This is a genomic window from Streptomyces sp. NPDC058741 (assembly GCF_042746715.1).
Taxonomy (GTDB): Bacteria; Actinomycetota; Actinomycetes; order Streptomycetales; family Streptomycetaceae; genus Streptomyces.
This window is the reverse complement of the sequence record NZ_JBHYQH010000009.1, coordinates 14966-40366: the sequence shown is the minus strand read 5'-3', so window position 1 is coordinate 40366 and position 25401 is coordinate 14966. Positions and strand designations below refer to the sequence as shown.

The 25401-nt window shown below is 72.4% G+C and carries 22 protein-coding genes and 2 pseudogenes; 8 read left to right on the top strand and 16 right to left on the bottom strand.

Going from position 1 to position 25401, the window contains the following annotated elements:
• Nucleotides 1–85 precede the first annotated feature (85 nt).
• Both ACFW6P_RS09950 and ACFW6P_RS09945 read left to right on the top strand, forming a co-directional pair.
• Nucleotides 86–2755, top strand: a complete 2670-nt coding sequence (locus ACFW6P_RS09950) for a LuxR C-terminal-related transcriptional regulator (protein ID WP_386423359.1) — start codon at nucleotides 86–88, stop codon at nucleotides 2753–2755.
• Between the two features lie 115 nt (nucleotides 2756–2870).
• Nucleotides 2871–3080: a hypothetical protein gene (locus ACFW6P_RS09945; protein ID WP_386354752.1), complete on the top strand. Its 210-nt coding sequence runs from the start codon at nucleotides 2871–2873 to the stop codon at nucleotides 3078–3080.
• Between the two features lie 96 nt (nucleotides 3081–3176).
• On the opposite strand, the gene ACFW6P_RS09940 is transcribed toward ACFW6P_RS09945, so the two are convergent.
• The 3 genes and pseudogenes from ACFW6P_RS09940 to ACFW6P_RS09930 all read right to left on the bottom strand — a co-directional run.
• Complete coding sequence (locus ACFW6P_RS09940) at nucleotides 3177–4586, bottom strand: DUF2252 domain-containing protein (RefSeq protein WP_386354754.1); 1410 nt, start codon at nucleotides 4584–4586, stop codon at nucleotides 3177–3179.
• On the bottom strand, nucleotides 4583–5191 hold the full coding sequence (locus ACFW6P_RS09935; RefSeq protein WP_386354757.1) for a potassium channel family protein: 609 nt from the start codon (nucleotides 5189–5191) through the stop codon (nucleotides 4583–4585). Before ACFW6P_RS09935 ends, ACFW6P_RS09940 begins: the two co-directional genes overlap by 4 nt.
• A gap of 205 nt (nucleotides 5192–5396) precedes the next feature.
• Nucleotides 5397–5567, bottom strand: a pseudogene (locus ACFW6P_RS09930) (IS110 family transposase); the annotation flags it as partial.
• An 11-nt stretch (nucleotides 5568–5578) separates the two neighbouring features.
• Here ACFW6P_RS09930 and ACFW6P_RS09925 point away from each other — a divergent pair.
• From ACFW6P_RS09925 to ACFW6P_RS09915, 3 genes are all read left to right on the top strand, one after another.
• Nucleotides 5579–5923 carry a hypothetical protein gene (locus ACFW6P_RS09925; RefSeq protein ID WP_386354759.1) on the top strand — a complete coding sequence of 115 codons (345 nt, stop codon included), beginning with the start codon at nucleotides 5579–5581 and terminating at the stop codon, nucleotides 5921–5923.
• Between the two features lie 81 nt (nucleotides 5924–6004).
• On the top strand, nucleotides 6005–6442 hold the full coding sequence (locus ACFW6P_RS09920) for an SHOCT domain-containing protein (RefSeq protein ID WP_386354762.1): 438 nt from the start codon (nucleotides 6005–6007) through the stop codon (nucleotides 6440–6442).
• 69 nt (nucleotides 6443–6511) lie between these two features.
• The gene (locus tag ACFW6P_RS09915; protein ID WP_386354764.1) at nucleotides 6512–6961 is read left to right on the top strand and encodes a hypothetical protein; all 450 of its coding nucleotides are present in this window, start codon (nucleotides 6512–6514) and stop codon (nucleotides 6959–6961) included.
• Between the two features lie 82 nt (nucleotides 6962–7043).
• On the opposite strand, the pseudogene ACFW6P_RS09910 reads toward ACFW6P_RS09915, so the two are convergent.
• Together ACFW6P_RS09910 and ACFW6P_RS09905 are read right to left on the bottom strand one after the other, a co-directional pair.
• Nucleotides 7044–8517 (bottom strand): annotated as a pseudogene (locus tag ACFW6P_RS09910) (SpoIIE family protein phosphatase); the annotation flags it as partial.
• A gap of 71 nt (nucleotides 8518–8588) precedes the next feature.
• Nucleotides 8589–8951, bottom strand: a complete 363-nt coding sequence (locus ACFW6P_RS09905; protein WP_386354767.1) for an ArsR/SmtB family transcription factor — start codon at nucleotides 8949–8951, stop codon at nucleotides 8589–8591.
• A 130-nt stretch (nucleotides 8952–9081) separates the two neighbouring features.
• On the opposite strand from ACFW6P_RS09905, the gene ACFW6P_RS09900 reads away from it, so the two are divergent.
• Both ACFW6P_RS09900 and ACFW6P_RS09895 read left to right on the top strand, forming a co-directional pair.
• Complete coding sequence (locus ACFW6P_RS09900; protein WP_386354769.1) at nucleotides 9082–10575, top strand: DNA-3-methyladenine glycosylase 2 family protein; 1494 nt, start codon at nucleotides 9082–9084, stop codon at nucleotides 10573–10575.
• Nucleotides 10572–11060, top strand: coding sequence for a methylated-DNA--[protein]-cysteine S-methyltransferase (locus tag ACFW6P_RS09895; RefSeq protein ID WP_386354772.1), 489 nt, complete (start codon nucleotides 10572–10574; stop codon nucleotides 11058–11060). Before ACFW6P_RS09900 ends, ACFW6P_RS09895 begins: the two co-directional genes overlap by 4 nt.
• A gap of 174 nt (nucleotides 11061–11234) precedes the next feature.
• Here ACFW6P_RS09895 and ACFW6P_RS09890 read toward each other — a convergent pair whose 3' ends face one another.
• Nucleotides 11235–11591, bottom strand: coding sequence for a CU044_2847 family protein (locus ACFW6P_RS09890; RefSeq protein WP_386354775.1), 357 nt, complete (start codon nucleotides 11589–11591; stop codon nucleotides 11235–11237).
• Between the two features lie 59 nt (nucleotides 11592–11650).
• Complete coding sequence (locus tag ACFW6P_RS09885) at nucleotides 11651–12748, bottom strand: ADP-ribosylglycohydrolase family protein (RefSeq protein WP_386354778.1); 1098 nt, start codon at nucleotides 12746–12748, stop codon at nucleotides 11651–11653.
• A gap of 153 nt (nucleotides 12749–12901) precedes the next feature.
• Between ACFW6P_RS09885 and ACFW6P_RS09880 the strand changes: the two genes are divergently transcribed.
• Nucleotides 12902–14062 carry a glycerate kinase gene (locus tag ACFW6P_RS09880; RefSeq protein WP_386354780.1) on the top strand — a complete coding sequence of 387 codons (1161 nt, stop codon included), beginning with the start codon at nucleotides 12902–12904 and terminating at the stop codon, nucleotides 14060–14062.
• A 213-nt stretch (nucleotides 14063–14275) separates the two neighbouring features.
• Here the strand turns inward: ACFW6P_RS09880 and pssA are convergent, their stop codons facing one another.
• The 9 genes from pssA to ACFW6P_RS09835 form a co-directional block, all read right to left on the bottom strand.
• On the bottom strand, nucleotides 14276–15058 hold the full coding sequence (pssA, locus tag ACFW6P_RS09875) for a CDP-diacylglycerol--serine O-phosphatidyltransferase (RefSeq protein ID WP_386354929.1): 783 nt from the start codon (nucleotides 15056–15058) through the stop codon (nucleotides 14276–14278).
• Between the two features lie 58 nt (nucleotides 15059–15116).
• Nucleotides 15117–15773 carry a phosphatidylserine decarboxylase gene (locus ACFW6P_RS09870; protein WP_386354783.1) on the bottom strand — a complete coding sequence of 219 codons (657 nt, stop codon included), beginning with the start codon at nucleotides 15771–15773 and terminating at the stop codon, nucleotides 15117–15119.
• 170 nt (nucleotides 15774–15943) lie between these two features.
• Nucleotides 15944–17149, bottom strand: coding sequence for an acyl-CoA dehydrogenase family protein (locus tag ACFW6P_RS09865; RefSeq protein WP_386354786.1), 1206 nt, complete (start codon nucleotides 17147–17149; stop codon nucleotides 15944–15946).
• Nucleotides 17150–17151: 2 nt separating this feature from the next.
• A complete protein-coding gene (locus ACFW6P_RS09860) occupies nucleotides 17152–17664 on the bottom strand; it encodes a MaoC family dehydratase (protein ID WP_062930087.1) in 513 nt (170 codons plus the stop codon).
• A gap of 16 nt (nucleotides 17665–17680) precedes the next feature.
• Nucleotides 17681–18643: an HpcH/HpaI aldolase/citrate lyase family protein gene (locus tag ACFW6P_RS09855; protein WP_386354790.1), complete on the bottom strand. Its 963-nt coding sequence runs from the start codon at nucleotides 18641–18643 to the stop codon at nucleotides 17681–17683.
• Entirely contained in the window at nucleotides 18640–20688 is a 2049-nt protein-coding gene (locus tag ACFW6P_RS09850; RefSeq protein WP_386354793.1) for a protein meaA, read from the bottom strand. The genes ACFW6P_RS09855 and ACFW6P_RS09850 overlap by 4 nt, the downstream gene beginning before the upstream one ends.
• Before the next feature lie 18 nt (nucleotides 20689–20706).
• Nucleotides 20707–22044, bottom strand: coding sequence for a crotonyl-CoA carboxylase/reductase (gene ccrA, locus ACFW6P_RS09845; protein WP_386354932.1), 1338 nt, complete (start codon nucleotides 22042–22044; stop codon nucleotides 20707–20709).
• 397 nt (nucleotides 22045–22441) lie between these two features.
• Nucleotides 22442–23269, bottom strand: coding sequence for a TetR family transcriptional regulator (locus tag ACFW6P_RS09840; RefSeq protein ID WP_386354796.1), 828 nt, complete (start codon nucleotides 23267–23269; stop codon nucleotides 22442–22444).
• A 112-nt stretch (nucleotides 23270–23381) separates the two neighbouring features.
• Nucleotides 23382–25187 (bottom strand): 3-hydroxyacyl-CoA dehydrogenase family protein, encoded by a 1806-nt coding sequence (locus ACFW6P_RS09835; RefSeq protein ID WP_386423357.1) that lies wholly within the window; start codon nucleotides 25185–25187, stop codon nucleotides 23382–23384.
• Nucleotides 25188–25401 lie beyond the last annotated feature (214 nt).

Sequence of the window (25401 nt, the reverse complement as noted above, 5' to 3'; positions counted from 1 at the left end):
CCGGACATGCGTTCGTGCGTGCGGGCTGAGAACCTGAGGACGAGCGTTGTTCGTGTTCCGGCGAACGGTGGGCGGTGGTGAGCCTATGGCCGCGATCGGGGAGATCGACGTGGAGCCGGCCTCGGCGGGCGTCGACCCTGTGGGTGATCCCTTGCTGCGCACGCGTTTCGCGTTGCCGAAGCGCCCGTGCACCTTCGTACGCAGAGCGCGCCTGGCCCGGCACCTGGACCAGGCGCTCGGCACACCCCTGACGATGGTCAACGGGTCGGCCGGCGCGGGCAAGACACTGCTGGTCGCCGACTGGGCGGCAGGACTGCGCGAGCCCGTCACCTGGCTCACGGCCGACACCGCCGACCAGGCGCCCGGCGTCTTCTGGGCGTACCTGCTGGAGGCACTGCGCACCGCCGGCGTCCCCGTGCCCCACGAGGTCGGCTGCCCCGCCGAGGGCAGCCGCGTCGACCGGCGGACCCTGACCTGCCTCGCCGCCGCCCTGGAGAGCCGCGACCACGCCACCGTCGTCGTGCTCGACGAGTTCGACCGGGTGACCTCCCCCGAGATCACGGAGCAGCTGGAGTTCGTCCTGCACCACGCCGGGCGGGGCCTGCGCCTGGTCCTGGTCACCCGCACCGAACCCCTGCTGCCGCTGCACCGCTACCGGGCGTCGGGCGAGATGACGGAGATCCGGGACGCGGAGCTGGCCTTCACCGGCGAGGAGGCCCACGAACTGCTGTCGCGCCACGGTCTGCACCTGCACGCCGGCGCCGTACGGGCCCTGGTCGAGCGGACCCGCGGCTGGGCCGCCGGTCTGCGGCTGTGCGCGCTCGCCGCCGCGGAGCGCACCGACCCCGACGCCTACGTCAAGCAGTTCGAGGCCGGCCACAGCACCGTGGCCGACTTCCTGCTGGCCGAGGTGCTCGCCCGGCAGACTCCGGACACCCAGGACCTGCTGCTGCGCATCAGCGTCCTGGAACGCTTCTGCCCCGACCTGGTGAACGCGCTGACCCTGCGCGACGACGCCGAGACCGTCCTCGCCGCGCTGCACCGCGACAACGCGTTCGTCCACTACCTCGGGCGGTCGTGGTACAGCCTGCACCCGCTGTTCGCGGAGATCCTCCGCGCCCACCTGCGGGAGCGCTCGCCCGGCCTGGAGCCCGAGCTGCGCGGCCGGGCCGCCCGCTGGCTGCGGCGTTCCGGCGCCCTGCGCGACGCGCTCGTGCAGGGCGCCGCGGCGGACGACTGGGAGTTCACCGCCCGCGCCCTCGTCGACGACCTCGCCCTCGGGCAGCTCTTCACCGGCCTGCGCTGCGAGGACCTGGGCAACCTCTTCGCGCGGATGAGCCCCGAGGCCGCCGGCCCGGCACCCGACCTGGTCCGCGCCGCCCGCGAACTGGCCCGACGCGACCTCGAACACGGCCTGCCCCATCTGCGCCGGGCCGAGGAGCGACTGGCCCGGGACGGCACGGAAGCCGCGCCGGTCCGGCTCGGCTGCGCCCTGCTGGAAGCCCTGGCCGCCCGGCTGACCGGCTCCCCGGCCCGCGCGGAGCTGGCCGCCGAGCAGGCCCGGCTGCTGCGGCAGGACATCCCCGCGCGGCTCCTCGACGAGCACCCGGAACTCACCGCCCTCCTCCTCACCCATCTGGGCTCCGCCCGCCTGTGGGCCGGGCGGTTCGACCAGGCCCGTGCCGCCCTGGCGGCGGTCGCCGGGCGCCCGGGCGGAGCGGCGATGGCACTGCCCCGCTGGGAGGCCCTCGGTCACCTGGCCCTGATCGACCAGCTCAACGGCTGGCCCGGCCGGGCCGAGCACAAGGCCCTGGCCGCCGCCGTCCAGGCGGAGCGCTTCAGCCTGCCCCGCCGGTCCGGGGCCGGACTCGGGCCCCTGGTCCTGGCCGCCGTCCACATCGACCGCGACGAACTCGACACGGCACAGGCCCTCCTCGACGAGGCGGCTGCGGCCCGCCCCGCCGAGGACCCGGTGACGGCGGCGGGCCGGGCCCTGACCAGGGCACGGCTGCTGCTCGCCCGTGGGGACGCCCGGGCCGCGCTGGCCGCGGTGAGCGCGCCCGTCCCGGCCACCGTGAGCTCACCCTGGGCGCGGGACCAGAGCGCCCTGCTCGCCTCCGCGGCCCATCTGGCCCAGGGCCGTCCCGGCCCGGCCGCCGAGGCGGTGGAGCGGCTGGCTTGCCACCGGACGGCCGGTGCGGTCCAGGCGGCCCGGGCCCGGCTCGCCCAGGGCCGTCCCCGTGAGGCGCTCGCGATCGTCGCCGGCCTGCCGGAGGACGACCGGCCCGGCCCCGCCGTGACCGTCCGCGCCACGCTCGTCCACGCCCAGGCGGCGCACGACACCGGGGAAGAGGCCCTCGCCCGCCGCCTGGTGGCCCGCGCGCTCCTGGACGGACGCCGCGAGCAGCTGCGGCGGCCGTTCAAGGAGGCCGGCCCCTGGCTCCGCCCCCTGCTCGGCACCGGCCGGCTGCGGGAGCTGGCAGGCGGCTGGCTCCCGCTCGGCCCGGACCGGTCCCGCGCCACGGTGGCCGCCCCGCCCGAGCGGGCCCAGGGCATCGCCGTCGAGGAGCTGAGCGCGCGGGAGCGCGACGTCCTCATGGCTCTGGCCGAGATGATGTCGACCGAGGAGATCGCCGCCGATCTCCACGTGTCCGTGAACACGGTGAAGACCCACCTCAAGAGCATCTACCGCAAGCTCGCGGTGAGCCGCCGCGCCGACGCCGTCCGCCGCGCCCGCGACCTGCGCCTGCTGTGAGCGCGGCGGTGAGGTTCACCTGCTCCGGGTGAGGGCCCCGCGGCGGCCCGGGGCGCACCATCGGGGAGAGGGCGCGCGCACCGCCCGCCCCGGGCCGTCCTGGGGGGAGCAGCACATGCACTACGAGATCCGCGTCGACGGACAGATGTCGGACACCCTGGCAAAGGCCTTCCCGGAGCTGGACCACGTGGTGATGGCCGGTCAGACGGTGCTGTTCGGCCCGGTCGTCGACTCGGCCCACCTGTACGAGCTGCTGGCCCGCTTCCAGTCGCTGGGCCTGAGGGTCGTGGAGATGCGGCAACTGCCGGATGGGAACACCCGGTGAACCGGCACGGCGACCGGCCCGGCCGTCACGTCTTCGCCGGGCGGGCCGTCACGTCGCCGCTGGCCATGGCCCTCACGTAGCCGCCGGGCGGGGCCCTCACATCGTCGCCGTGGGGATCCTGCCGGAGCGCGCCGCGGCGCCGAGGGCCTCGAAGTCCCGCTCGTTCTGGTCGGCGTAGGCCTGGGCGAACATCGTGAGCGCCCGGTCGAAGCGGTCGCCGCCGCCCAGGTAGGCCGCGATGGCGATGGGGTCCCCGGAGCGGGCGTGGGCCCGGGCCAGGCTCGCCCCGCACAGCCGCGCGAACAGCCGGAGCATGCCGGGGTCCATCGTCTCCGGGCGGGCGATCCCCTTCCAGTCGCGCAACTGCCGCACGTAGAAGTCCCGCTCGCGTCCGTCGAGGCCGACGGCGTGCGTCCAGCCCAGCAGGATGTCGCTGGTCGTCTGGATCAGCCGCTGCCCCGCGACCACGCGGCGACCCTCGTTGTCGTAGCGGCTGCCGCCGGTGTGGGGCGCGAGCACCGACTCCTGGGCCTCCTTGGCCTGGAGCAGCAGCGGATCGTCGTCGTCCCTGCCGAGCAGGAGCACGATCCAGCAGCGGGTGCCGACGCTGCCGACGCCGACGACCTTGCGGGCGATGTCCACCAGCCGGAACCGGTGCAGCAGATGCCGCCGCTCCGACGACAGGGAGCGGGCGTAGCCCTCCAGGACCCTCTGCAGTTCCCGCTCCTGCTCGTGTGACGCGGAGCCGGTCAGAAGGTCGCGCAGCGGGGTGATCAGCGGCGGGTCCGGCGCGATCAGCCGGCCGCCCGGGGTGGCGGCCGTGAGTTTCGCGAAGGCCTGCAGATGGGTGCGGGTCCGGGCCTTCGCGGTCGCCTCGGCGGTGCGGCGCCTGACCTCCTTGGTCATCGACGCGGCCATCAGCTCCCGCATGCGGTCGGCGTCGTCCTGCGCGTACCAGATGTCCAGCGTGCGCATGCCCGCGAACTCCCGCATCCGCCGCCGGTACGCCTGGACGCAGGTCCGCACCGCCCGGTCCTGGTCCTCCTGCGGGAGGCCGGCGGCCCGTCCCGCGATGGCGAAACTGGCCGCGAGCCGTTTCACGTCCCATTCGAAGGGCCCGGGCAGGGTCTCGTCGAAGTCGTTGATGTCGAAGACCAGATGGCGCTCGGGCGAGGCCAGCAGCCGGAAGTTCAGCAGATGGGCGTCCCCGCAGAGCTGCACGCGCAGTCCCGTGTCGGCGCGGGCTCCGAGGTCCGCCGCCATGATCGCCGCCGCGCCCCGGTAGAAACGGAACGGGGATTCGAGCATGCGGCCGTAGCGGATCGGCACCAGCTCGGCCACGCGCGTGGCCGACTGGCGCTCCACCAGCTCCACCGGGTCGAACCGGCCCGGCCCCGGATCGAAGCCGCCGTGCGACGAGCGCGGGGAGCGCCGCCGTGCGTTGCGGCCCTCGGCGGCCCGCTCGGCGGGGGACAGGAAGCCGGTACCGGGGCTGGCTGCGGTCATGGTTCGCTCCTCCGCCCGGGTGGGGGGTCGTCGTCCGGGTGCCGGCCCTGCCGGCGCAGACCCGCCTGCACCGCGCCGGCGAGGATCTTCGCGGCGACGCCGACGAGCATCAGGCCGCCCGCCATCTGCACCATCGCCAGCACCCGCCCGGTCTGGGAGCGGGCCACGATGTCGCCGTAGCCGACGGTGGCGAACGTGGTGAGGGTGAAGTACAGGGAGTCCGTCTTGCTCAGCGGCTCGCTGAAGGAACCCGGGGTGGTGTGCTCCACCAGGAAGTAGGAGCTGGCGAACAGCAGCAGGAACAGCGACAGCGTCGTGGCCAGGGCCTCGGCGGCCTTCAGGCGCGGATAGGGCGACTCGACGATGGCCCGCACCTCCCACCAGAAGAGCACGACGACCAGCAGCAGCCCGCACCCGAGCACCGTCGTGTCGCCGGGGGTCAGGTGATGCCCGTCCAGGGGGAGCAGGTAGTACACGGTGACGAGTCCGGCCGCGATGAGCGCGGGACGCGCCAGCGCGACGACGGCCGCGCGCCGCCGCGCTCCCGGCCGCCGGCGGAGCGACGTGGGGTCCTGTCCGGTGCGGGCGCCAGCTGGAGGCTTCATCTCTCGCGTCTCTCGGTCCTTCCTGTGCCCGACCCGCGGGCACCCGGTGTGCTCTGGCCACCACCTCACCGCCCCGGGCTCCGTCACGGATCACCCGCCGAGGGTGACCCGGCGGACGACGGCCGCGGCGACGCTGGTCCGAGGGTCGGGAGCCGCCCCGGGACGCTCCGGGAGCCGCCGCCCTCCAGGAGCCTCGATGACGAAGTCAAGCCGCCTGCGTGACCGGCAGCTCCGGGGTGAACACCCTGTTGTCGCGCAAGAGAGCCCACAGAACGCTCGCCCGACGCCGCGCCAGGGCAATGACGGCCTGGACATGTCTGCAGCCTTCGCCGCGCTTCTTGAGGTAGAAGTCCCGGTTCGGTCCCTCGCGGATGATGCACCCTCCTCGTGGTCGCCGTGATCACCGCCCTGGCCGCGTACCTCTACGGACCCGGCCGGGCGGCCCGCGCCGTGCGCGGGTTCGTCCGGCGTTTGCACCGCGGCCGCCGGCGCGGCCTGGCCCGGGCGGGCGTGCGCACCGGAGCCGCCGGACGCGGCCTGGCGGAGCACCGCTCCTGGACCACGGGCGTCGTCATCGGCGTGGGCGCCCTCGCTCTCGTCCTGTGGAACCACACCACGGTCGCCGCGGTCGCCCTCGTCGCCGGCCTGGCGCTGCTCGCGCTGACCGTCCTGGAGATCCTCGCCGCCACCGCCACGGCCGCCGCCGACACCACGCTCACCCGCCCCGGGTGAAGCAGCCGGGGCGGGTGCCGCGCAGGCTGGAGGTGCCGGGGAAACCACGGCCGGGCGGCTGCCCGGGACGGGAGGAGTGAGATGACCGCACAGACCTATCTGGCCTATGACTTTCCGCTGCTGAGCGCCTTCTGGGCGATGCTGTGGTTCTTCCTCTGGATCATGTGGTTCGTGCTGCTCTTCCGGGTCGTCTTCGACATCTTCCGCGACGACACCCTGAGCGGCTGGGGCAAGGCCGGCTGGCTGGTGTTCTGCATCGTCCTGCCGTTCCTGGGCGTGTTCGTCTACGTCATCGCCCGCGGCAAGGACATGGGCCGGCGCGAGACCGCCCAGGCCCGCGCACAGCAGGACGCGCTCGACACCTACATCCGGGAGACCGCCAAGGGCGGCGGCACGGGGTCGAGCAGTGTCGACGAACTCGCCAGGCTGTCCGAGATCCGCGCCCGCGGCGACATCACGGACGAGGAGTACCGCAGGGCGAAGGAGCTGGTGCTGAGCGGTTCCGGACCCACCTCCTGACCCTCCGACCCCCTCACCCGCACCCCCGGCCGCGGTGCGCGCCGGACACCGAAGAATCGAGGCAGCAGGATGACCGCCACACATCCCACGCACACGCCCTCCAGGGCGCAGCGCGAATGGGCCGTCGGCCTGATGGCCTTCGCCGCCGTCATGCTCATGATCGCCGGGATCCTGGGCGTGCTGCGCGGCATCTCGGCCATCGTCGAGGACAACGTCTACGTCTCGACACCCAACTACGTCTTCGAGTTCGACCTCACCGGCTGGGGCTGGGTCCACCTGGCCCTGGGCGTGGTCGCCGTGATCGTCAGTGTCGGGCTGCTCCAGGCGTCGACCTGGGCGCGCGTCGCCGGCGTCGCCATCGCAGCCCTCGTCATCATCGCCAACTTCCTCTTCCTGCCGTACTACCCGGTCTGGGCGATCGTGATGATCGCGATCTCCGGGTTCGTCATCTGGGCCCTGTGCACCGTGCGCAAGGAGGACGCCTGGCAACCCTTCGAACAGACCCCGGGCAACCCGTGAGACCGGTCCCGTTCCGGCCCTGAGCCGCGCCCCGGGGCCGTACCCGCCACCGTGCGGGCACGGCCCCGGGGCTGCGGGCCGTTCACCTCCGGGTGCGCACCAGCAGCAGGGCCACGTCGTCGTCGGGCTCCGGGCTCAGGGTGCCGAGCAGGCTGTCGGCGGTCCGCTGCAGATCGGGACCGGCCCTCTCCAGGAGGGCGGTCAGCGTGGCGAGGCCGGTGTCGAGCGGCTCCCGGCGGCTCTCGACCAGGCCGTCGGTGTACAGCGCGAGCAGGGAGCCCGGGGTGAGGCCCACCTCCACGGTGGCGAACTCCACGCCGCCCACCCCCAGCGGGACGCCGCCGGGCACGTCGACGAGCCGGGCGCCGCCGTCCGCCCCGGCCAGCACCGGCGGCAGATGCCCGGCGCTGGACAGCGCGCAGGTGCCGCGCCGCAGGTCGCACACCGCGTACACACATGTGGCGATCGTGTCGCCGAGCGAGCCGGTGATGTCGTCGAGGTGCCGCAGCAGCTCGGCGGGCGGCAGGTCGAGGCGGGCCAGTGCCCGGGTGGCCGTGCTCAGCTGCCCCATGATCGCCGCGGCCTGGACGCCCTTGCCCATGACGTCCCCCACGACGAGCCCGGTGCGTCCCGGGCCCAGTGGCAGCACGTCGTACCAGTCGCCGCCGACCTCGCTGAGGGCCGGGCGGTACCGTGCGGCGATGTCGAGCCCGTCCTGCTCGGCGGGCGCGGAGGGCAGCAGACTGCGCTGCAGGGTCAGGGCGGTGCCGCGTTCCCGCCCGTAGAGGCGGGCGTTGTCGATGCAGATCGCGGCGCGCGGCGAGCTCCGAGGCGAGAACCCGGTCCTGGTCGTCGAAGGGGCGCTCGTTGACGGTGCGGAACAACGAGAGCGTGCCCAGCACCTTGCCCCGGGCCACCAGCGGCAGTGCCAGGTAGGAGTGCGCCCCGGCCTCGTGCAGGGCCCGGGCGGCGGGCTCGTCCCGGGCCAGGCGACGCAGCATCGCGGCGTCCACCCGCTCGATCTTGACCGGGCGGGCACTGCGGACGCACTGCGTGATGACCCGCGACGAGTCGTACGAGGCCAGCTCGCCCACCGGGTCGGCGGCGTGCAGGGCGTCGGTGGGGTAGCCGGCCGCGACGGCCGGGGCCCGGAACTCGGCGGGGGCGCCGCCCGACACGGGCGCGATCGTGCCGTGCGCCACGACCGACTCCAGCACGTCCACGGCGGCCAGGTCCGCCAGGTGCGGCACGACCACGTCGGTCAGTTCCCGGGCGGTCTGCCCCAGGTCCAGCGTGGTGCCGATCCGGACCTCCGCGTCGGCGATCACCGACAGGTGCCGGCGCGCCTGCGCGACCTCGGCGGCGGCGTGCTGGCGCTCGGTGACGTCCAGGACGGCCATGGCCAGGCCCAGCACCCGCCCCTCGGTGTCCTCGATGCGGTGGTACGACTCCGAGTAGGCCCGGTCCCGCACGCCACCGGCCGTACGGCCGGTGGTCTGCTGGTCGAGCAGGGGCCTGCCGGTCTCCAGGACGCGCCGCATCCGCGACTCGATGGCCGCCAATGGAGGCCTCACGACGGTCCACGGCCACCGAGTAGCGCCAACGGCGCTCAAGGCAGCGCCGCCGCTCAGCCGGCGGCGTCGCTGAGGCCCAGACGCAGGTGCTCCACGTGGTACACCGCCTGGTCGAGCAGCTCGGCGACATGGTGGTCGTGCAGCGCGTACACCACCGACCGGCCCCGGCGTTCGCCGACCACCAGGCCCAGGTTGCGCAGCAGGCGCAGCTGGTGCGAGCAGGCCGACTGCTCCATGCCCACCTCGGTGGCCAGCTCCGTCGCCGGCAGCGGCCCTTCCCGCAGCCGCGCGAGAATCAGCAGCCGGGACGGTGTGGACAGGGCCTGGAGCGTGGTGGCGACCTTCGCGACGTTGCCCGCGTCCAGGCGTACGCGCTCGGCGGCGTCCTGCGCGGGGGTGACGGCTCCATGACCCATGGCGTCATCGTACCGGGCCCGCACGAACAGATGAATGATTCTTCATCTGTCCCGGCGGGGCGGCGGGGCCCGGGACGTCCCTGTCGGATTCTCGCCAGCCCCGCGCCGCCCCCTGCCCGATGCTGGAGCCATGCAGACGGGAATGCACACCGACACCGAGCGCTGCGTGCGTGCTGTTCAGTCCAAGGACGCACGGTTCGACGGATGGTTCTTCACGGCCGTCCTGACGACCGGCGTCTACTGCCGTCCGAGCTGCCCGGTCGTGCCGCCCAAGCCGCAGAACATGGTCTTCCACCCGAGCGCGGCGGCCTGCCAGCAGGCCGGGTTCCGGGCCTGCAAGCGCTGCCGGCCCGACACCAGCCCCGGCTCCCCGGAGTGGAGCCAGCGCGCCGACCTGGTGGCCCGCGCCATGCGGCTGATCGCCGACGGCGTCGTGGACCGCGAGGGCGTGCCCGCACTCGCCGCCCGGCTCGGCTACAGCACCCGGCAGATCGAGCGCCAGCTCCAGGCCGAACTGGGCGCGGGGCCCCTCGCGCTCGCCCGCGCCCAGCGCTCCCGGACCGCCCGGCTGCTCATCGAGACGACCTCCCTGCCGATGGCGCGCATCGCCTTCGCCGCCGGCTTCTCCTCCATCCGCACCTTCAACGACACCGTCCGCGAGGTCTTCGCCCTCTCGCCGAGCGAGCTGCGCGCCCGCGCCCCGAAGCGGCAGGGCGCGAGCACCCCCGGGGCGCTCACCCTGCGACTGCCGTTCCGCGCCCCGCTCAACCCCGACAACCTCTTCGGCCACCTCGCCGCGACGGCCGTCCCCGGCGTGGAGGAGTGGCGGGACGGCTCCTACCGGCGCACGCTGCGCCTCCCCTACGGCCACGGCATCGCGGCCCTCACCCCGCGCCCCGACCACATCGCCTGCCGCCTCACCCTGAGCGACCTGCGCGACCTGACCGTCGCCATCAGCCGCTGCCGCCGGCTGCTCGACCTGGACGCCGACCCGGTCGCCGTCGACGACCAGCTGCGCACGGACCCCGCGCTGGCGCCGCTGGTCGGCAAGGCGCCCGGGCGGCGGGTGCCGCGCACGGTGGACGAGGCGGAGTTCGCCGTCCGGGCGGTGCTCGGCCAGCAGGTCTCCACCGCCGCCGCCCGCACCCACGCGGCCCGCCTGGTCACCGCGCACGGCGAACCGGTCGACGACCCCGAGGGCGGCCTCACCCACCTCTTCCCGGCCCCCGCGGCCCTCGCCGCCCTCGACCCCGCGTCCCTGGCGATGCCCCGCACCCGCCGCGCCACCTTCACCACCCTGGTCCGCGCCCTCGCCGAGGGCGATCTGCACCTGGGCGTGGAGAGCGACTGGCCGCGGACGCGCGCCCGGCTCCTCGCCCTGCCCGGCTTCGGTCCCTGGACCGCCGACGTCATCGCCATGCGCGCCCTCGGCGACCCCGACGCCTTCCTGCCCACCGACCTCGGCGTCCGCCGTGCCGCCCGCGCACTGGACCTGCCCTCGACCCCGGCCGCGCTCACCGCCCGCGCGGCGCCCTGGCGCCCCTGGCGGGCCTACGCGGTCCAGTACCTGTGGGCGACCGACAGCCACCCGATCAACTTCCTTCCCGTCCGAGGACGTTCATGAAGCAGCACACCGTGACCGACAGCCCCTACGGCCCCCTCACCCTCGTCGCCGACGACGGGGTGCTGTGCGGCCTCTACATGACCGGCCAGCGCCACCGCCCGCCGGAGGAGGCCTTCGGCCCGCGCGACGACACCCTCTTCGCGGAGGCCGAGGAGCAGCTCGAGGCCTACTTCGCCGGCGACCTCACGGAGTTCACCGTCGCACTGCGCCTGCACGGCACCCCGTTCCAGCGCGCCGTCTGGGACGAACTCCGCCGCATCCCCTACGGCGAGACCCGCACCTACGGCCGGCTGGCCGACGCCCTCGGCACCCCCACCGCCTCCCGCGCGGTCGGCCTCGCCAACGGACGCAACCCCGTCGGCATCATCGTCCCCTGCCACCGCGTCATCGGAGCGAACGGCGGCCTCACGGGCTACGGCGGCGGCCTGGAGCGCAAGCAGCGCCTGCTGGACTTCGAACGGGGAGCGACACTCTTCCCGTCCTGAGAGCCACCCCGCGGCACCCCCGCCCGGAACCCCCTCAGCCGCCCGAAGGCCCCGCCGGCCGCTCCTGACCCGTGAGACCGCGCAGCAGCTCCGGCGGGGCCGTGCCGACGGGCGGCCGCGCGCGTGCACGGACACGACCGGCGGGGGCCCCTGGGCCCGTCTGAACCAGCTCACCTACGCTCCGGCGGAACCGGGCAGCCGCCAGGTGGCCGACACCGTCATCGTGGCTTTGCCACCCGCGCTCACGATGCCGAGCTTGAGGTCCTTGCGCACCTCCACGCCGAACTCGACGGTGAACGACTCGGGCGGTTCCTGGGCGCCGGAGACCGCCGTGTGCACCTCGTCGAGGAGCGGCCGGAGCGGGCGCAGGCCGTCGGCGGCGAGCGAGGTCACACGGCCCGACCCGGACGCCGCCGCGCTCGGGGAGCCGAACTGCTCGGGCAGGCCGGATGGCGTCAACGGCTCGCCGAAATCGGCCAGTTCCACACGGACGGTGGCTTCGGCCAGGTCGAGTTCCACGTACTCGGGCATGAACTCGTTGTGCCGATCAAGACCCCGCGCCGGTGGCGTTTGCGGTGGATTCGCGTCGGTCACCGGCGCCGCGGGAGGCGGGTCCACGCGTCCGACTCCGCCAGCCGCACCGTCCGCTCCGCCAGCTCGCTGATCCGCACCCCGTCGAAGCCGAACACCGCGCTGCGCACCGTGTCCTCCAGCGGCCGGGTCCACTGGTCCGGGATGGCCGCCGCCCCGCCGAACACCCCCGCCACCGAGCCGGCGGTCGCGCCGTTGGAATCGGTGTCCAGACCGCCGCGGACCGTCAGCGTGATGGTGCGGGTGAAGTCGCCGTCGCCCCAGAGCAGACCGGCGGTCAGCACGGCCGCGTTCGGGACGGTGTGGATCCACCCCGTGCCGGCCGTCTCCTCGGCGACCGTGCCGAGAGTGTCCTCCCAGGACATGCGGGTGTCGTGCAGCGACACCACCCGGCGGACCGTGCGGGCCAGGCGGCTGCTCGCCGGGATCACGGCGAGGGCCTCGTCGACGGCGTGCCGCACGGTGGGCGCCGTGAACGCCGCCGCGATCAGCGCCGCCGCCCACATCGCGCCGTACACCCCGTTGCCGGTGTGCGACAGCACCGCGTCCCGGCGGGCCAGCGAGGCGGCGCGCCGCGGGGCGCCCGGGGAGGTCCAGCCGTGGACGTCGGCGCGGATGAGCGCGCCGATCCACTCCTGGCAGGGGTTGTCGTACGTGGCGGTCAGCGGCGGCTTCAGCCCGTTCGCGAGGTTGCGGTACGCGGCCCGCTCCGCCGTGAAGGTCTGCAGATACGGCAGCCGCAGCAGCCACAGGTCTCCGACCTGCTCCGTGCTGAAGCCGAAACCGTGCGTCTCCAGCAGGTCGAGGCCGAGGACCGCGTAGTCGACGTCGTCGTCACGGCAGCTGCCGTGGATGCGGCCGCGCACGCACTGGCGCCACTCGGGGCGCAGCTCGAAGCGGTCACTCTCGGTGAGCGGCTCCGGCAGGTAGTCGGTCAGGGGGAGGGCCGCGGCCTGCCGCAGATAGCGGTCGATGCGGTCGCGCGTCCAGACCTCGCCCTGCTCCACGGGCTTGCCGAGCATGTTTCCCGCGATGCGGCCCTGCCAGCCGCCGAGGATGCGGTCCGCGAGGTCTGTCCCGGTGCGTGCGAGGGTCATGGTTACGGCGTACCCGTTTCGCGGCGTGAGCCTCCCGGCGGCACCGGTCCACGGGGTGGGCGCGGGCTGACGCGGGGGCGTCCTCCGGTTAAGGTCACAGCGGCGCGACTGGCCCTGACATGCGTGAGGGCCCGGAGAGCAAGGGGAGTGCAAGTGGCGGACGCTGCAGTGAGCGGGGCCCGGAAGTCACAGCGGGTGCTCGTCGCCGCGGACAAGTTCAAGGGGTCCCTGACGGCCGTGGAGGTCGCCGAGCGGGTGATGTCCGGGCTGCGCCGGGTCCTGCCGGCCCTGGAGGTCGAGGCGCTGCCCGTGGCCGACGGCGGCGACGGGACCGTGGCCGCGGCGGTCGCGGCCGGGTTCGAACGCCGTGAGGTCCGGGTCGCCGGCCCCCTCGGGGACGAGGTGACGGCGGCGTACGCGCTGCGCGAGGGCACCGCGGTCGTGGAGATGGCCGAGGCCAGCGGACTCCAGCGGCTGCCCGCCGGCGTCCTCGCACCGCTCACCGCCTCCACGTACGGCTCCGGCGAGGTGCTGCGGGCCGCTCTGGACGCGGGCGCCCGCATGATCGTCTTCGGGGTCGGCGGCAGTGCCACCACGGACGGCGGCGCCGGGATGCTGTCGGCGCTGGGCGCGAGGTTCCTGGGCGCGGACGGGGAGCCGGTGCCCCCGGGCGGCGGCGGCCTCGCCGCACTGGCCAGCGCGGATCTGTCCGGTCTCGACCCGCGCCTGACCGAGGTCGAGCTGGTGCTCGCGAGCGACGTGGACAACCCGCTGACCGGCCCGAAGGGCGCCCCGGCGGTGTACGGGCCGCAGAAGGGCGCCTCTCCGGACGACGTGGCGGCCCTGGACGCCGCCCTCACGCACTTCGCCGAGGTGCTGGAGGACGCGGTCGGCCCGCAGGCCGCCGAGTACGCCGAGGCGCCGGGCGCGGGAGCCGCCGGCGGCGTCGGCTACGGCGCGCTGCTGCTGGGCGCGCGGTTCCGCCCCGGCATCGAGGTGATGCTCGACGTGCTGGGCTTCGCCCCGGCCCTGGACCGCGCCGACCTGGTCATCACCGGCGAGGGCTCGCTCGACGGGCAGACCCTGCACGGCAAGGCCCCGGCGGGCGTCGCCGCGGCGGCCCGCGCCGCGGGCAAGGACGTCGTCGCGGTCTGCGGCCGCCTCGCCCTGCCCCCCGAGACGCTCGGCCGGGCCGGATTCCGCCGCGCCTACCCCCTGACGGACGCCGAGCCGGACGTGGCGAAGTGCATCGCGGAGGCGGGCCCGATCCTGGAACGCGTCGCGGAGCGGATCGCGCGGGACTTCCTGACCTGAACCGGCCGGGCGGCCCCCGGTGGGTGCACCGCACCACCGCGCCCGGGTTCGGCCCACGGACTCTTCTCCCATGGGCGAAGGGCCGCGAGAGGATCGGGCACCAGACCGGCTGCTCGGCGGGATGCGCGTCGCGGAGAGGGTGCTCTTGAACGCGAAACGGGTGTGGCCCGGGCCGTGAAGGCCCGGGCCACACCCGTCAGGGATACGGCGAGGTCACGGCAGCTGGGCTGCCCGTGCCTCCCGCCGGTTGCCGCGGAAGTTGTTCACCCGCCGGGCCGTCGCGAACAGCGGGATCACGGCCCCCATGACCAGCTGCAGCGCGCAGCCCGTCTGGAGCAGCAACTGCCCGCTCGGCGCTTCGAAGGCCCAGGCCGCCAGCAGGCCCATGCTCAGCACGATCCACGACAGCATCGCGATCGCGAGCCGCCCCCGCGGCTTGGGGTACTCCACGCGGCTCACCATGAGCCACGCCGTCCCCAGGATCGCCAGGAGCGTCGCCACGAAGGGCAGCTCCAGCAGCACGATCGACACCACCGTCAGCGCGCCGAACGGCGACGGCATGCCCTGGAAGGTGCCGTCCTTGACCGTGACGCACGAGAACCGGGCAAGCCGCAGCACCACCGCCAGCAGCACCACGATCGCCCCGACCGCGGCCACCCGCTGGTGCGCGTCGTCGGCGACCATGCCGTAGACGAGCACGAAGTAGGCCGGCGCCAGGCCGAAGCTGATCAGGTCGGACAGGTTGTCCAGCTCGGCGCCCATGGGGGAGGAGCGCAGCTTGCGCGCCACCAGGCCGTCGAACAGGTCGAATACCGCCGCGCAGAGCATCAGGATGACCGCGGTGGCCGCGCTGTGGCGGGCCATGCCGGTCTCCTGGCTGCCCGTGAGGTGCGGGATCAGGATGCCCGTGGTGGTGAAGTACACCGCCATGAAGCCGCACGTGGCGTTGCCGAGCGTCAGAGTGTCCGCTATCGACAGGCGCAGCGAGAGGGGCATCTCCTCTTCTTCGTCGACCTCGTCGGCGTCCGGCCCCCAGCCGGCCTTGGTATCCGGATCAGTCACGGTCAATGCGAGTCACCCCAGCCACGGTCTTCTGACCGACCTCGACTGCCACCTCCACGCCTTCGGGCAGGTAGAGGTCGACACGCGAGCCGAAGCGGATCAGACCGATCCGCTCCCCCTGCTCGACCTTGGTGCCCTCGGGCACGTAGGGGACGATGCGGCGGGCGACCGCGCCGGCGATCTGGATCATCTCGATGTCACCGAGCTCCGTGTCGAAGTGCCACACGACACGCTCGTTGTTCTCGCTCTCCTTGTTGAAAGCGGGAACGAAGCCACCGGGGATGTGCTCGACCGACGTCACCGTGCCGGCCAGCGGCGCGCGGTTGACGTGGACGTTGAGCGGGCTCATGAAGATCGCGACGCGGGTGCGGCCGTCCTTCCACGGCATGATGCTCTGCACCACACCGTCGGCGGGCGAGATGACCCGGCCCTGGGCGATCTCGCGCTCGGGGTCGCGGAAGAACCACAGCATCCCCGCCGCGAGCGCGGTGGCGGGAACGGCTACGGCCTTCGCCGCGCCGGAGCGGCGGGCGCGGGCCAGGCTGAGGGCTGCGGTGGCGACGGTCGGAAGGAGCCACGGCGATGCTCCGCGCGCGAGGCGTACGCCGGCCCGGCTGTCGCGAGATGCAGAGGTTTGGCTGTGGGGCATGGATGACCTTCGTAGCGGATGATGCCGCACTCTGACGGGGGACGGCGGCTTTCCGGCGATCGTAGCGGCTCGGAGCCCTAACTGGGTAAGCCAGGCAACCGAGTCGGACGCCGAGGAGTGCGAACGGGGTGTGATCTTCTTCTCCAAGAAAACACCCCGTATCCGGACATCTAGCCCTGGAATCGATACTCTTCGAGCAGTCGCCTGCCGATGATCATTTTCTGGATCTCGGCAGTGCCTTCACCGATCAGCAGCATCGGCGCCTCACGGTAGAGGCGCTCGATCTCGTACTCCTTGGAGAAGCCGTAGCCGCCGTGGATCCGGAAGGCGTCCTCGACGACCTCCTTGCAGTACTCGGAGGCGAGGTACTTCGCCATCCCGGCCTCGAGGTCGTTTCGCTCCCCGGAGTCCTTTTTGCGTGCAGCGTTCACCATCATGGCATGAGCGGCCTCGACCTTGGTAGCCATCTCGGCCAGCTTGAACTGGATCGCCTGGTGCTGGGCGATCGGCTTGCCGAAGGTGTGGCGCTGCTGGGCGTACTGGACCCCCAGTTCGAACGCACGCTGAGCGACGCCGCAGCCACGCGCGGCGACGTTGACACGGCCGACCTCGACGCCGTCCATCATCTGGTAGAAGCCGCGCCCGGTGACCCCGCCGAGCACGCGATCCGCGGGAATGCGCAGGCCATCCATGATGAGCTCGGTGGTGTCGACACCCTTGTAGCCCATCTTGTCGATCTTCCCGGGGATGGTGAGGCCGGGACGGACCTCGCCGAAGCCTGGCTCCTTCTCGACGAGGAAGGTCGTCATCGACCTGTGGGGTGCGGTGCCCTCGGGGTGACCTTCGTCACTTCTGACCAGAACGGCCACGAGGGACGACGTCCCGCCGTTCGTCAGCCACATCTTCTGGCCGTTCAGGACGTACTCGTCGCCGTCCTTCACCGCCTTCGAGGTGATCGCCGACACGTCGGAGCCGAGGGCCGGCTCCGACATGGAGAACGCGCCCCGGATGTCGCCGGCCGCCATCCGCGGCAGGAAGTGGTCCTTCTGCTCCTGCGTGCCGTGCTGCTTGAGCATGTACGCCACGATGAAGTGGGTGTTGATGATGCCGGACACCGACATCCACCCGCGGGCGATCTCCTCCACGCACAGCGCGTACGTCAGGAGCGACTCGCCGAGGCCCCCGTACTCCTCGGGGATCATCAGGCCGAACAGGCCCAACTCCTTCAGCCCGTCGACGATCTGCTGCGGGTACTCGTCGCGGTGCTCCAGTTCCGTGGCGACCGGGATGATCTCCTTGTCCACGAAGTCCCGGACGGTGGACAGGATCTCCTGCTGGACGTCCGTCAGACCGGCGGTCTGGGCGAGTCGCGCCATGACTACTTCTCCTGCTCTCGCAGCTCCGGGCGGCCGGGCTGCTCGCCGCCGCGCTCCTTGATGTACGTCTCGGTCGGCACCATCACCTTGCGGCGGAACACGCAGACCAGCGTGCCGTCCTGCTTGTAGCCCTTGGTCTCGACGTAGACGATGCCGCGGTCGTTCTTCGACTTCGAGGGCCACTTGTCGAGCACGGTCGTCTGGCCGTAGACCGTGTCGCCGTGGAAGGTCGGCGCCACGTGCTTGAGCGACTCGATCTCCAGGTTGGCGATGGCCTTGCCGGAGATGTCCGGCACGGACATGCCGAGCAGGAGGGAGTAGATGTAGTTCCCGACGACGACGTTCTTGCCGAAGTCCGTCGTCTTCTCCGCATAGTTCGTGTCCATGTGGAGCGGGTGGTGGTTCATGGTGAGGAGACAGAACAGGTGGTCGTCGTACTCCGTGACCGTCTTGCCCGGCCAGTGCTTGTACGTCGCCCCGACCTCGAACTCCTCGTAGGTGCGCCCGAACTGCATCGCGCTCAGCGCCTCTCTAGTCGGTGGGGATCTCGAACTTGCTGGTGCGCTGCATGCCGGCGGCGCGTCCCTTGCCGGAGACGACCAGGGCCATCTTGCGGCTGGCCTCGTCGATCATCTCGTCGCCGAGCATCGCCGAGCCCTTCTTGCCGCCCGCCTCGGACGTGTAGTAGTCGTACGCGTCCAGGATCAGCTCGGCGTGGTCGTAGTCCTCCTGCGACGGCGAGAAGATCTCGTTCGACGCCTCGACCTGGCCCGGGTGCAGCACCCACTTGCCGTCGAAGCCCAGGGCGGCGGCGCGCTGCGCGACCTCGCGGTAGCCCTCCACGTTGCGGATCTGCAGGTAGGGACCGTCGATCGCCTGGAGGTTGTTGGCGCGGGCGGCCATCAGGATCTTCATCAGGATGTAGTGGTAGGCGTCCGCCGGGTAGCCGGGCGGCTGCTCGCCGACGACCAGCGACTTCATGTTGATGGAGGCCATGAAGTCGGCCGGGCCGAAGATGATGGTCTCGACACGCGGGCTGGCCTGCGCGATCTCGTTGACGTTGTTCAGGCCCTGCGCGTTCTCGATCTGCGCCTCGATGCCGATGCGGCCGACCTCGAAGCCCATCGTCTTCTCGATCTGCGTCAGCAGCAGGTCCAGGGCGACGATCTGCCGGGCGTCCTGGACCTTCGGCAGCATGATGCAGTCGAGGTTGGGGCCGGCGCCCTCGACGACCGTGACGACGTCGCGGTACGTCCACTCGGTCGTCCAGTCGTTGACCCGGACCACGCGCGTCTTGCCCGTCCAGTCGCCCTCGTTCAGGAACTTGACGATGGTGTGCCGCGCCTCGGGCTTGGCCAGCGGGGCGCAGGCGTCCTCCAGGTCGAGGAAGACCTGGTCGGCCGGGAGGCCCTGGGCCTTCTCCAGGAAGCGCGGGTTCGAGCCCGGTACCGCCAGGCAGGAACGCCGGGGGCGAAGGCGGTTGACCGTGGTCATGCGGGGACCTCCAGGGGGTCGAGCTTGTTCGCTTTCCGGATCTCGTCGACGATGCGGCCGATGATTCCGGTGATGTCGAAGTCCTTCGGGGTGAAGACCGCGGCCACTCCGGCTTCCCTGAGCTGCTCGGCGTCACCATTCGGGATGATGCCACCGGCGATCACCGGTATATCTGTGGCACCGGCCACACGGAGCCGTTCGAGGACGTCCGGGACCAGCTGGGCGTGCGAGCCGGACAGGATGGACAGGCCGACCGCGTGCACGTCCTCCGCGAGGGCCGCGTCCACGATCTGCTCCGGCGTCAGCCGGATGCCCTGGTAGACCACCTCGAAGCCGGCGTCCCGCGCGCGCACCGCGATCTGCTCGGCGCCGTTGGAGTGCCCGTCCAGGCCCGGCTTGCCGACCAGGAAGCGCAGCTTGCCCACGCCCAGGTCCCCGGCGGTGAGATCCACCTTCCGGCGGACCAGGGCCAGCGTGCTGCCCTCCTCGACCGGGACGGCCACCGGCGCGGACGAGACGCCCGTGGGCGCACGGAACTCGCCGAACACCTCGCGCAGCGCCCCCGCCCACTCGCCGGTCGTGGCGCCGGCGCGGGCGCACTCCAGGGTGGCCTCCATGAGGTTCTCGTTGCCGCGCGCGGCCTCCTTCAGCCGCTCCAGGGCCTTGCAGGGCCGCGGGTGGTTGAAGGGAGGCTGGTAGCGGCTGTCGCGCCAGCGCTGCAGCGCGTCGATGACGCGGGCCTCGACCGCCGGGTCCACCGTCTGGATCGCGGTGTCCAGGTCGGCGGTGAGCGGGTTGGGCTCGGTGCCCTCGAAGATGTTGACGCCGACGATCTTCTCCCGGCCGGACTCGATCCGGCCCCGGCGCTCGGCGTGCGAGGCGACCAGCTGCGACTTGAGGTAGCCGGACTCGACGGCCGCCATCGCGCCGCCCATCTCCTCGATGCGTTCCATCTCGGCGAGCGACGCCTCGACCAGGCCCTGCACCTTCTCCTCGATCACCTTCGAGCCCTCGAAGATGTCCTCGTACTCCAGCAGGTCGCTCTCGTACGCCAGCACCTGCTGGATGCGCAGCGACCACTGCTGGTCCCAGGGGCGGGGCAGGCCGAGGGCCTCGTTCCAGGCGGGCAGTTGCACGGCGCGGGCGCGGGCGTCCTTGGAGAGCGTCACGGCCAGCATCTCCAGCACGATCCGCTGGACGTTGTTCTCCGGCTGCGCCTCCGTCAGGCCCAGGGAGTTGACCTGGACGCCGTAGCGGAAGCGGCGCTGCTTGGGGTTCTCGATGCCGTAGCGCTCGCGGGTGATCCGGTCCCAGATGCGGCCGAACGCCCGCATCTTGCACATCTCCTCGACGAAGCGGACGCCCGCGTTCACGAAGAAGGAGATACGGGCCACCACGTCACCCATGCGCTCCGGCGGCACCTGGCCGGAGTCGCGCACGGCGTCCAGGACGGCGATGGCGGTGGACATCGCGTACGCGATCTCCTGGACCGGCGTGGCGCCCGCCTCCTGCAGGTGGTAGCTGCAGATGTTGATCGGGTTCCACTTCGGCATGCGGGAGACCGTGTACGCGATCATGTCCGTCGTCAGGCGGAGCGAGGGCCCGGGCGGGAAGACGTGCGTCCCCCGGGACAGGTACTCCTTGACGATGTCGTTCTGGGTCGTGCCCTGGAGCTTGGTGATGTCGGCACCCTGCTCCTCGGCGACGACCTGGTAGAGCGCCAGCAGCCACATGGCCGTGGCGTTGATGGTCATCGAGGTGTTCATCTGCTCCAGGGGGATGTCCTGGAACAGCCGGCGCATGTCACCGACGTGCGCGATCGGCACGCCGACCCGGCCCACCTCGCCGCGCGCGAGGATGTGGTCGGAGTCGTAGCCGGTCTGCGTCGGCAGGTCGAACGCCACCGACAGACCCGTCTGGCCCTTGGCGAGGTTGCGCCGGTACAGCTCGTTGGACGCCTCGGCCGTGGAGTGCCCGGCGTAGGTCCGCATGAGCCACGGCCGGTCCTTCTCCCGCTTGCCCTCGGCGGGCTGACGCTCAGTCATCTATGGCCTCCGCTGCCTTCAGACGTTCCGGAAGCGGTTGATCGCGTCGATGTGCTTCGCGCGCTTCTCCGCGTCGCGCACGCCCAGCCCCTCCTCGGGGGCCATGCACAGCACGCCGACCTTGCCCTGGTGGAGGTTGCGGTGCACGTCGTACGTGGCCTGGCCGGTGTCCTCCAGGGAGTACGCCTTCGACAGGGTCGGGTGGATCTTGCCCTTGGCGATGAGCCGGTTGGCCTCCCAGGCCTCGCGGTAGTTGGCGAAGTGCGAGCCGATGATCCGCTTCAGGGACATCCACAGGTAGCGGTTGTCGTACTCGTGCATGTAGCCCGAGGTGGAGGCGCAGGTGGTGATGGTGCCGCCCTTGCGGGTGACGAAGACGCTCGCGCCGAAGGTCTCGCGTCCGGGGTGCTCGAAGACGATGTCGATGTCCTCGCCGCCGGTGAGCTCGCGGATGCGCTTGCCGAAGCGCTTCCACTCCCTGGGGTCCTGGGTGTTCTCGTCCTTCCAGAACTTGTAGTCCTCGGCGTTGCGGTCGATGATCGCCTCGGCGCCCATCGCCCGGCAGATCTCCGCCTTCTGCGGCGAGGACACCACACAGATGGGGGTGGCGCCGCCGGCCAGCGCGAACTGGGTGGCGTAGCTGCCGAGTCCGCCGCTCGCGCCCCAGATCAGGACGTTGTCGCCCTGCTTCATCCCGGCGCCGTTGCGGGAGACCAGCTGCCGGTAGGCGGTGGAGTTCACCAGACCGGGCGCCGCGGCCTCCTCCCAGCTCAGGTGGTCCGGCTTGGGCATCAGCTGGTTGGACTTGACCAGGGCGATCTCGGCGAGGCCGCCGAAGTTGGTCTCGAAGCCCCAGATGCGCTGCTCCGGGTCGAGCATCGTGTCGTTGTGGCCGTCGCTGGACTCCAGCTCGACGGACAGGCAGTGCGCCACGACCTCGTCACCGGGCTGCCAGGCGTTGACGCCCGGGCCGGTGCGCAGGACGACGCCCGCGAGGTCGGAGCCGATGATGTGGTACGGCAGGTCGTGGCGCTTGGCCAGCTCGCTGGTGCGGCCGTAGCGCTCCAGGAAGCCGAACGTCGACAGCGGCTCGAAGATCGAGGTCCACACCGAGTTGTAGTTGACCGACGAGGCCATGACGGCCACCAGGGCCTCGCCCGGGCCGAGTTCGGGCAGCGGCACCTCGTCCAGGTGGATCGACTTGCGGGGGTCCTTGTCGCGCGTGGCGAGCCCGGCGAACATCTCCGTCTCGTCCTTGTGCACGGTGATCGCGCGGTACGACTCGGGGAGCGGGAGGGCGGCGAAGTCCTCCGACGTGGAGTCGGGCGACTGGATCGCGGCCAGGATGTCCTTCACGGTCACGGTGTTGCCTCCGGCGGTGAGCGCCCTGAGGGAGGGGCGCCGATGGTTACGTCGGTGCTGCTGAGGGTCGGGGGTGTGCCGTCGGTTCGGCGGTGGTGCTATTCGGCAGCGCTGGTGGCGCGGGAGGGTGCCTGTGACGCAGGCGTCCGGGCGAGCAGGCGCTGGGCTTGCTGGGACATCGCCCGGACCTCTTCAACGTATGACACCGCGTGTCACCCCGCAAGGCACTGAGTGCCAGAACTTGCTCTCCGGTGCATTCTTTACGTGACAGGTGAGCGATGATCGATCGAACGGGCCGTCCGAGGGCCTGCAAAACGGCCCCTGACATGCCAAAACGGCCACCCCGGGGGGTGGCCGTCATCACAGCGGGAGAGGCGGGAGGAGGAGGCGCTCAGCGCTCCTTCAGAGCCTGCTCGATGGTCCGCATGACCTCGTCCAGCGGCGCGTCGGTACGGGCCACGGTGACCAGGACCTCGCCCTGCGCGGAGACCGCGGCGGGGGCCGGCTGCGGCTCCGTGGAGCGGCCCGCGCCGATACCCGTCCCGAAGGTCTTGCGCACGATGGCGAAGGCGTGGTCCAGCTGCGTCTCCACGTCGCCCTGGCCGCCGGCCCGGAGCCAGCGCCGCAGGACGTGGTTGTGCGCGGTGACGACCGCGGACGCGGCGACCTCCGCCAGCAGCGGGTCGTCGTTGGCGTCGTCGGCGTGCGCGCGCTCGTCGAAGTGGCCGAGGAGGTAGCGGGTGAACAGGCGCTCGTAGCGGGCCACCGACGCGATCTCCGCCTCGCGCAGGGTGGGCACCTCGCGCGTCAGCTTGTAGCGGGCGACCGAGATCTCCGGCCGGGCCGCGTACATCTTCATCACTTCCTTGATCCCGCGGCACACCGTGTCGAGCGGATGCTCGTGCGCCGGCGCGGCGTTGAGCACCGCCTCGGCGCGGATCAGGGTGTCGTCGTGGTCGGGGAAGATCGCCTCTTCCTTGGAGCGGAAGTGGCGGAAGAAGGTGCGGCGCGCGACCCCGGCCTGCGCCGCGATCTCGTCGACGGTGGTCGCCTCGTACCCCTTGGTCGCGAACAGCTCCATCGCGGCGGCCGCCAGTTCCCGGCGCATCTTGAGCCGCTGGGCGGCGGCGCGGGAGCCCGCGGCACTCTCCGGCGCGTCGGCCGTGGCGGGTGTACGTGAGGACTTGGCGGGCTGGGACATGCCCTGAACGTACTGCATGTGCGCAGCTCGGTGCGCATGAGGTGCTCCGCCTCCGGAGGGCGGGGGGAACCGGTCCGGGCCGAGCAGGCCGCCCCACTCGGAGCCGGACCGGAACCGGTCGCCGGGACGCTCAGCGCTTGGCATATTCGCGGAAGCCACGGCCGGTCTTGCGGCCGAGGCAGCCCGCGGCCACCAGGTGCTCCAGCAGAGGCGCCGGGGCGAGGCCCGGGTCGCGGAACTCGCGGTGCAGGACCTTCTCGATGGCGAGCGAGACGTCGAGCCCGACGACGTCCAGCAGTTCGAACGGACCCATCGGGTAGCCGCCGCCCAGCTTCATCGCCGCGTCGATGTCGTCGAGGGAGGCGTAGTGCTCCTGGACCATCTTGATCGCGTTGTTGAGGTACGGGAACAGCAGCGCGTTCACGATGAAGCCCGCGCGGTCGCCGCAGTCGACGGGATGCTTGCGGATCCGCCCGCACACCTCGCGGACCGTCGCGTGGACGTCGTCGGCGGTCAGCACGGTCCGGACGACCTCGACCAGCTTCATGGCCGGCGCCGGGTTGAAGAAGTGCATGCCGATCACGTCCTGCGGGCGAGAGGTGGCCCGGGCACAGGCGACGACCGGCAGGGACGAGGTGGTGGTCGCCAGGATCGCGCCCGGCTTGCACACCTTGTCCAGCGCGGCGAACAGCTGTTGCTTGACCTCGAGGTCCTCGGCGACCGCCTCCACGGCCAGGTCGACGCCGGCGAAGTCGTCGTACGTGCCCGTGGCCGTGATGCGGTCCAGGGTCTCGGCGGCGGCCTCCGCGGTCATCCGGCCCTTGTCGACCGAACGGGACAGGGACTTGCCGATCCGCGCCCTGGCGGTCCGGGCCTTCTCCTCGCTGCGGGCGGCCAGCACGACGTGGTAGCCGGCCTTGGCGAAGACCTCGGCGATGCCCGAGGCCATGGTGCCCGAGCCCGCGACGCCCACCGAACCGACGGGACGGCCGGCGACCAGGTCGCCGCCCTCCAGCGGTGTCAGGGCGTCCCGCACGACCGTGCCGCTGCCGGGCTCCTCGTAGGTGTAGAAACCGCGCCCCGCCTTGCGGCCCGTCAGACCGGCCTCGCTCAGCTGCTTCAGGATCGGCGCGGGGGCGTGCAGCCGGTCGCGGGACTCGGCGTACATGGCCTCCAGCACCGTGCGCGCGGTGTCCACGCCGATCAGGTCGAGCAGCGCCAGCGGGCCCATGGGCAGCCCGCAGCCCAGCCGCATCGCGGAGTCGATGTCCTCGCGCGAGGCGTACTTCGCCTCGTACATCGCGGCGGCCTGGTTGAGGTACCCGAACAGCAGGCCGTCGGCGACGAATCCGGGGCGGTCGCCGACCGCGACGGGCTCCTTGCCCAGGTCGAGCGCGAGGTCGGTGACCGCGCTGACGGCGGCCGGTGCGGTCAGCACCGAGGAGACGACCTCGACCAGGCGCATCGCCGGGGCCGGGTTGAAGAAGTGCAGGCCCAGCACGCGCTCGGGTCGCGCCGAGTCGGCGGCCAGCCGCGTCACGGACAGGGCGTTGGTGCCGGTCGCCAGGATCGTCTCCGGGCGCACGATCCCGTCGAGCTCCCGGAAGATCTGCTGCTTGACCTCGTACGACTCCGGCGCCACCTCGATGACCAGGTCGGCTTCGGCCGCGGCCCGCAGGTCGGCGGAGGTGCGGACCCGTGCCAGGATGCCGGCGCGGTCCTGCTCGGTGAGCCGTCCGCGCCTGACGCCGCGGGCCGTGGAGGCCTCCAGGGCGGCGACGCACCTGGCGGCCTGGGCCTCGCTGATGTCGATGCCGACGACCTCGCGGCCGGCCTGGGCGAGGACCTCGGCGATGCCGGTGCCCATCGTGCCGAGGCCGACGACGGCGACGGTGCGCAGCGGGGACGGGGACGAGGCGGAAAGGGGAGTGGCCATCGCGGGACTCCAGGATGAGGGTGACGACGGGGAACACGCCCCGGCTGCGCCGGACACGGCCCGGCGACAGCGGGGCCCCGGGCGCACCGGGTACGTGCGAGATGCGGGTGTGGGCCGGGCTGCGATGCGCACACGCCCGGATGCCGTCTCCGCGGGCGTGCAGCACGCCCGAGGGGGATCGGCGGTCCGACCGGCCCTGTCCCGGGGCCGAGTC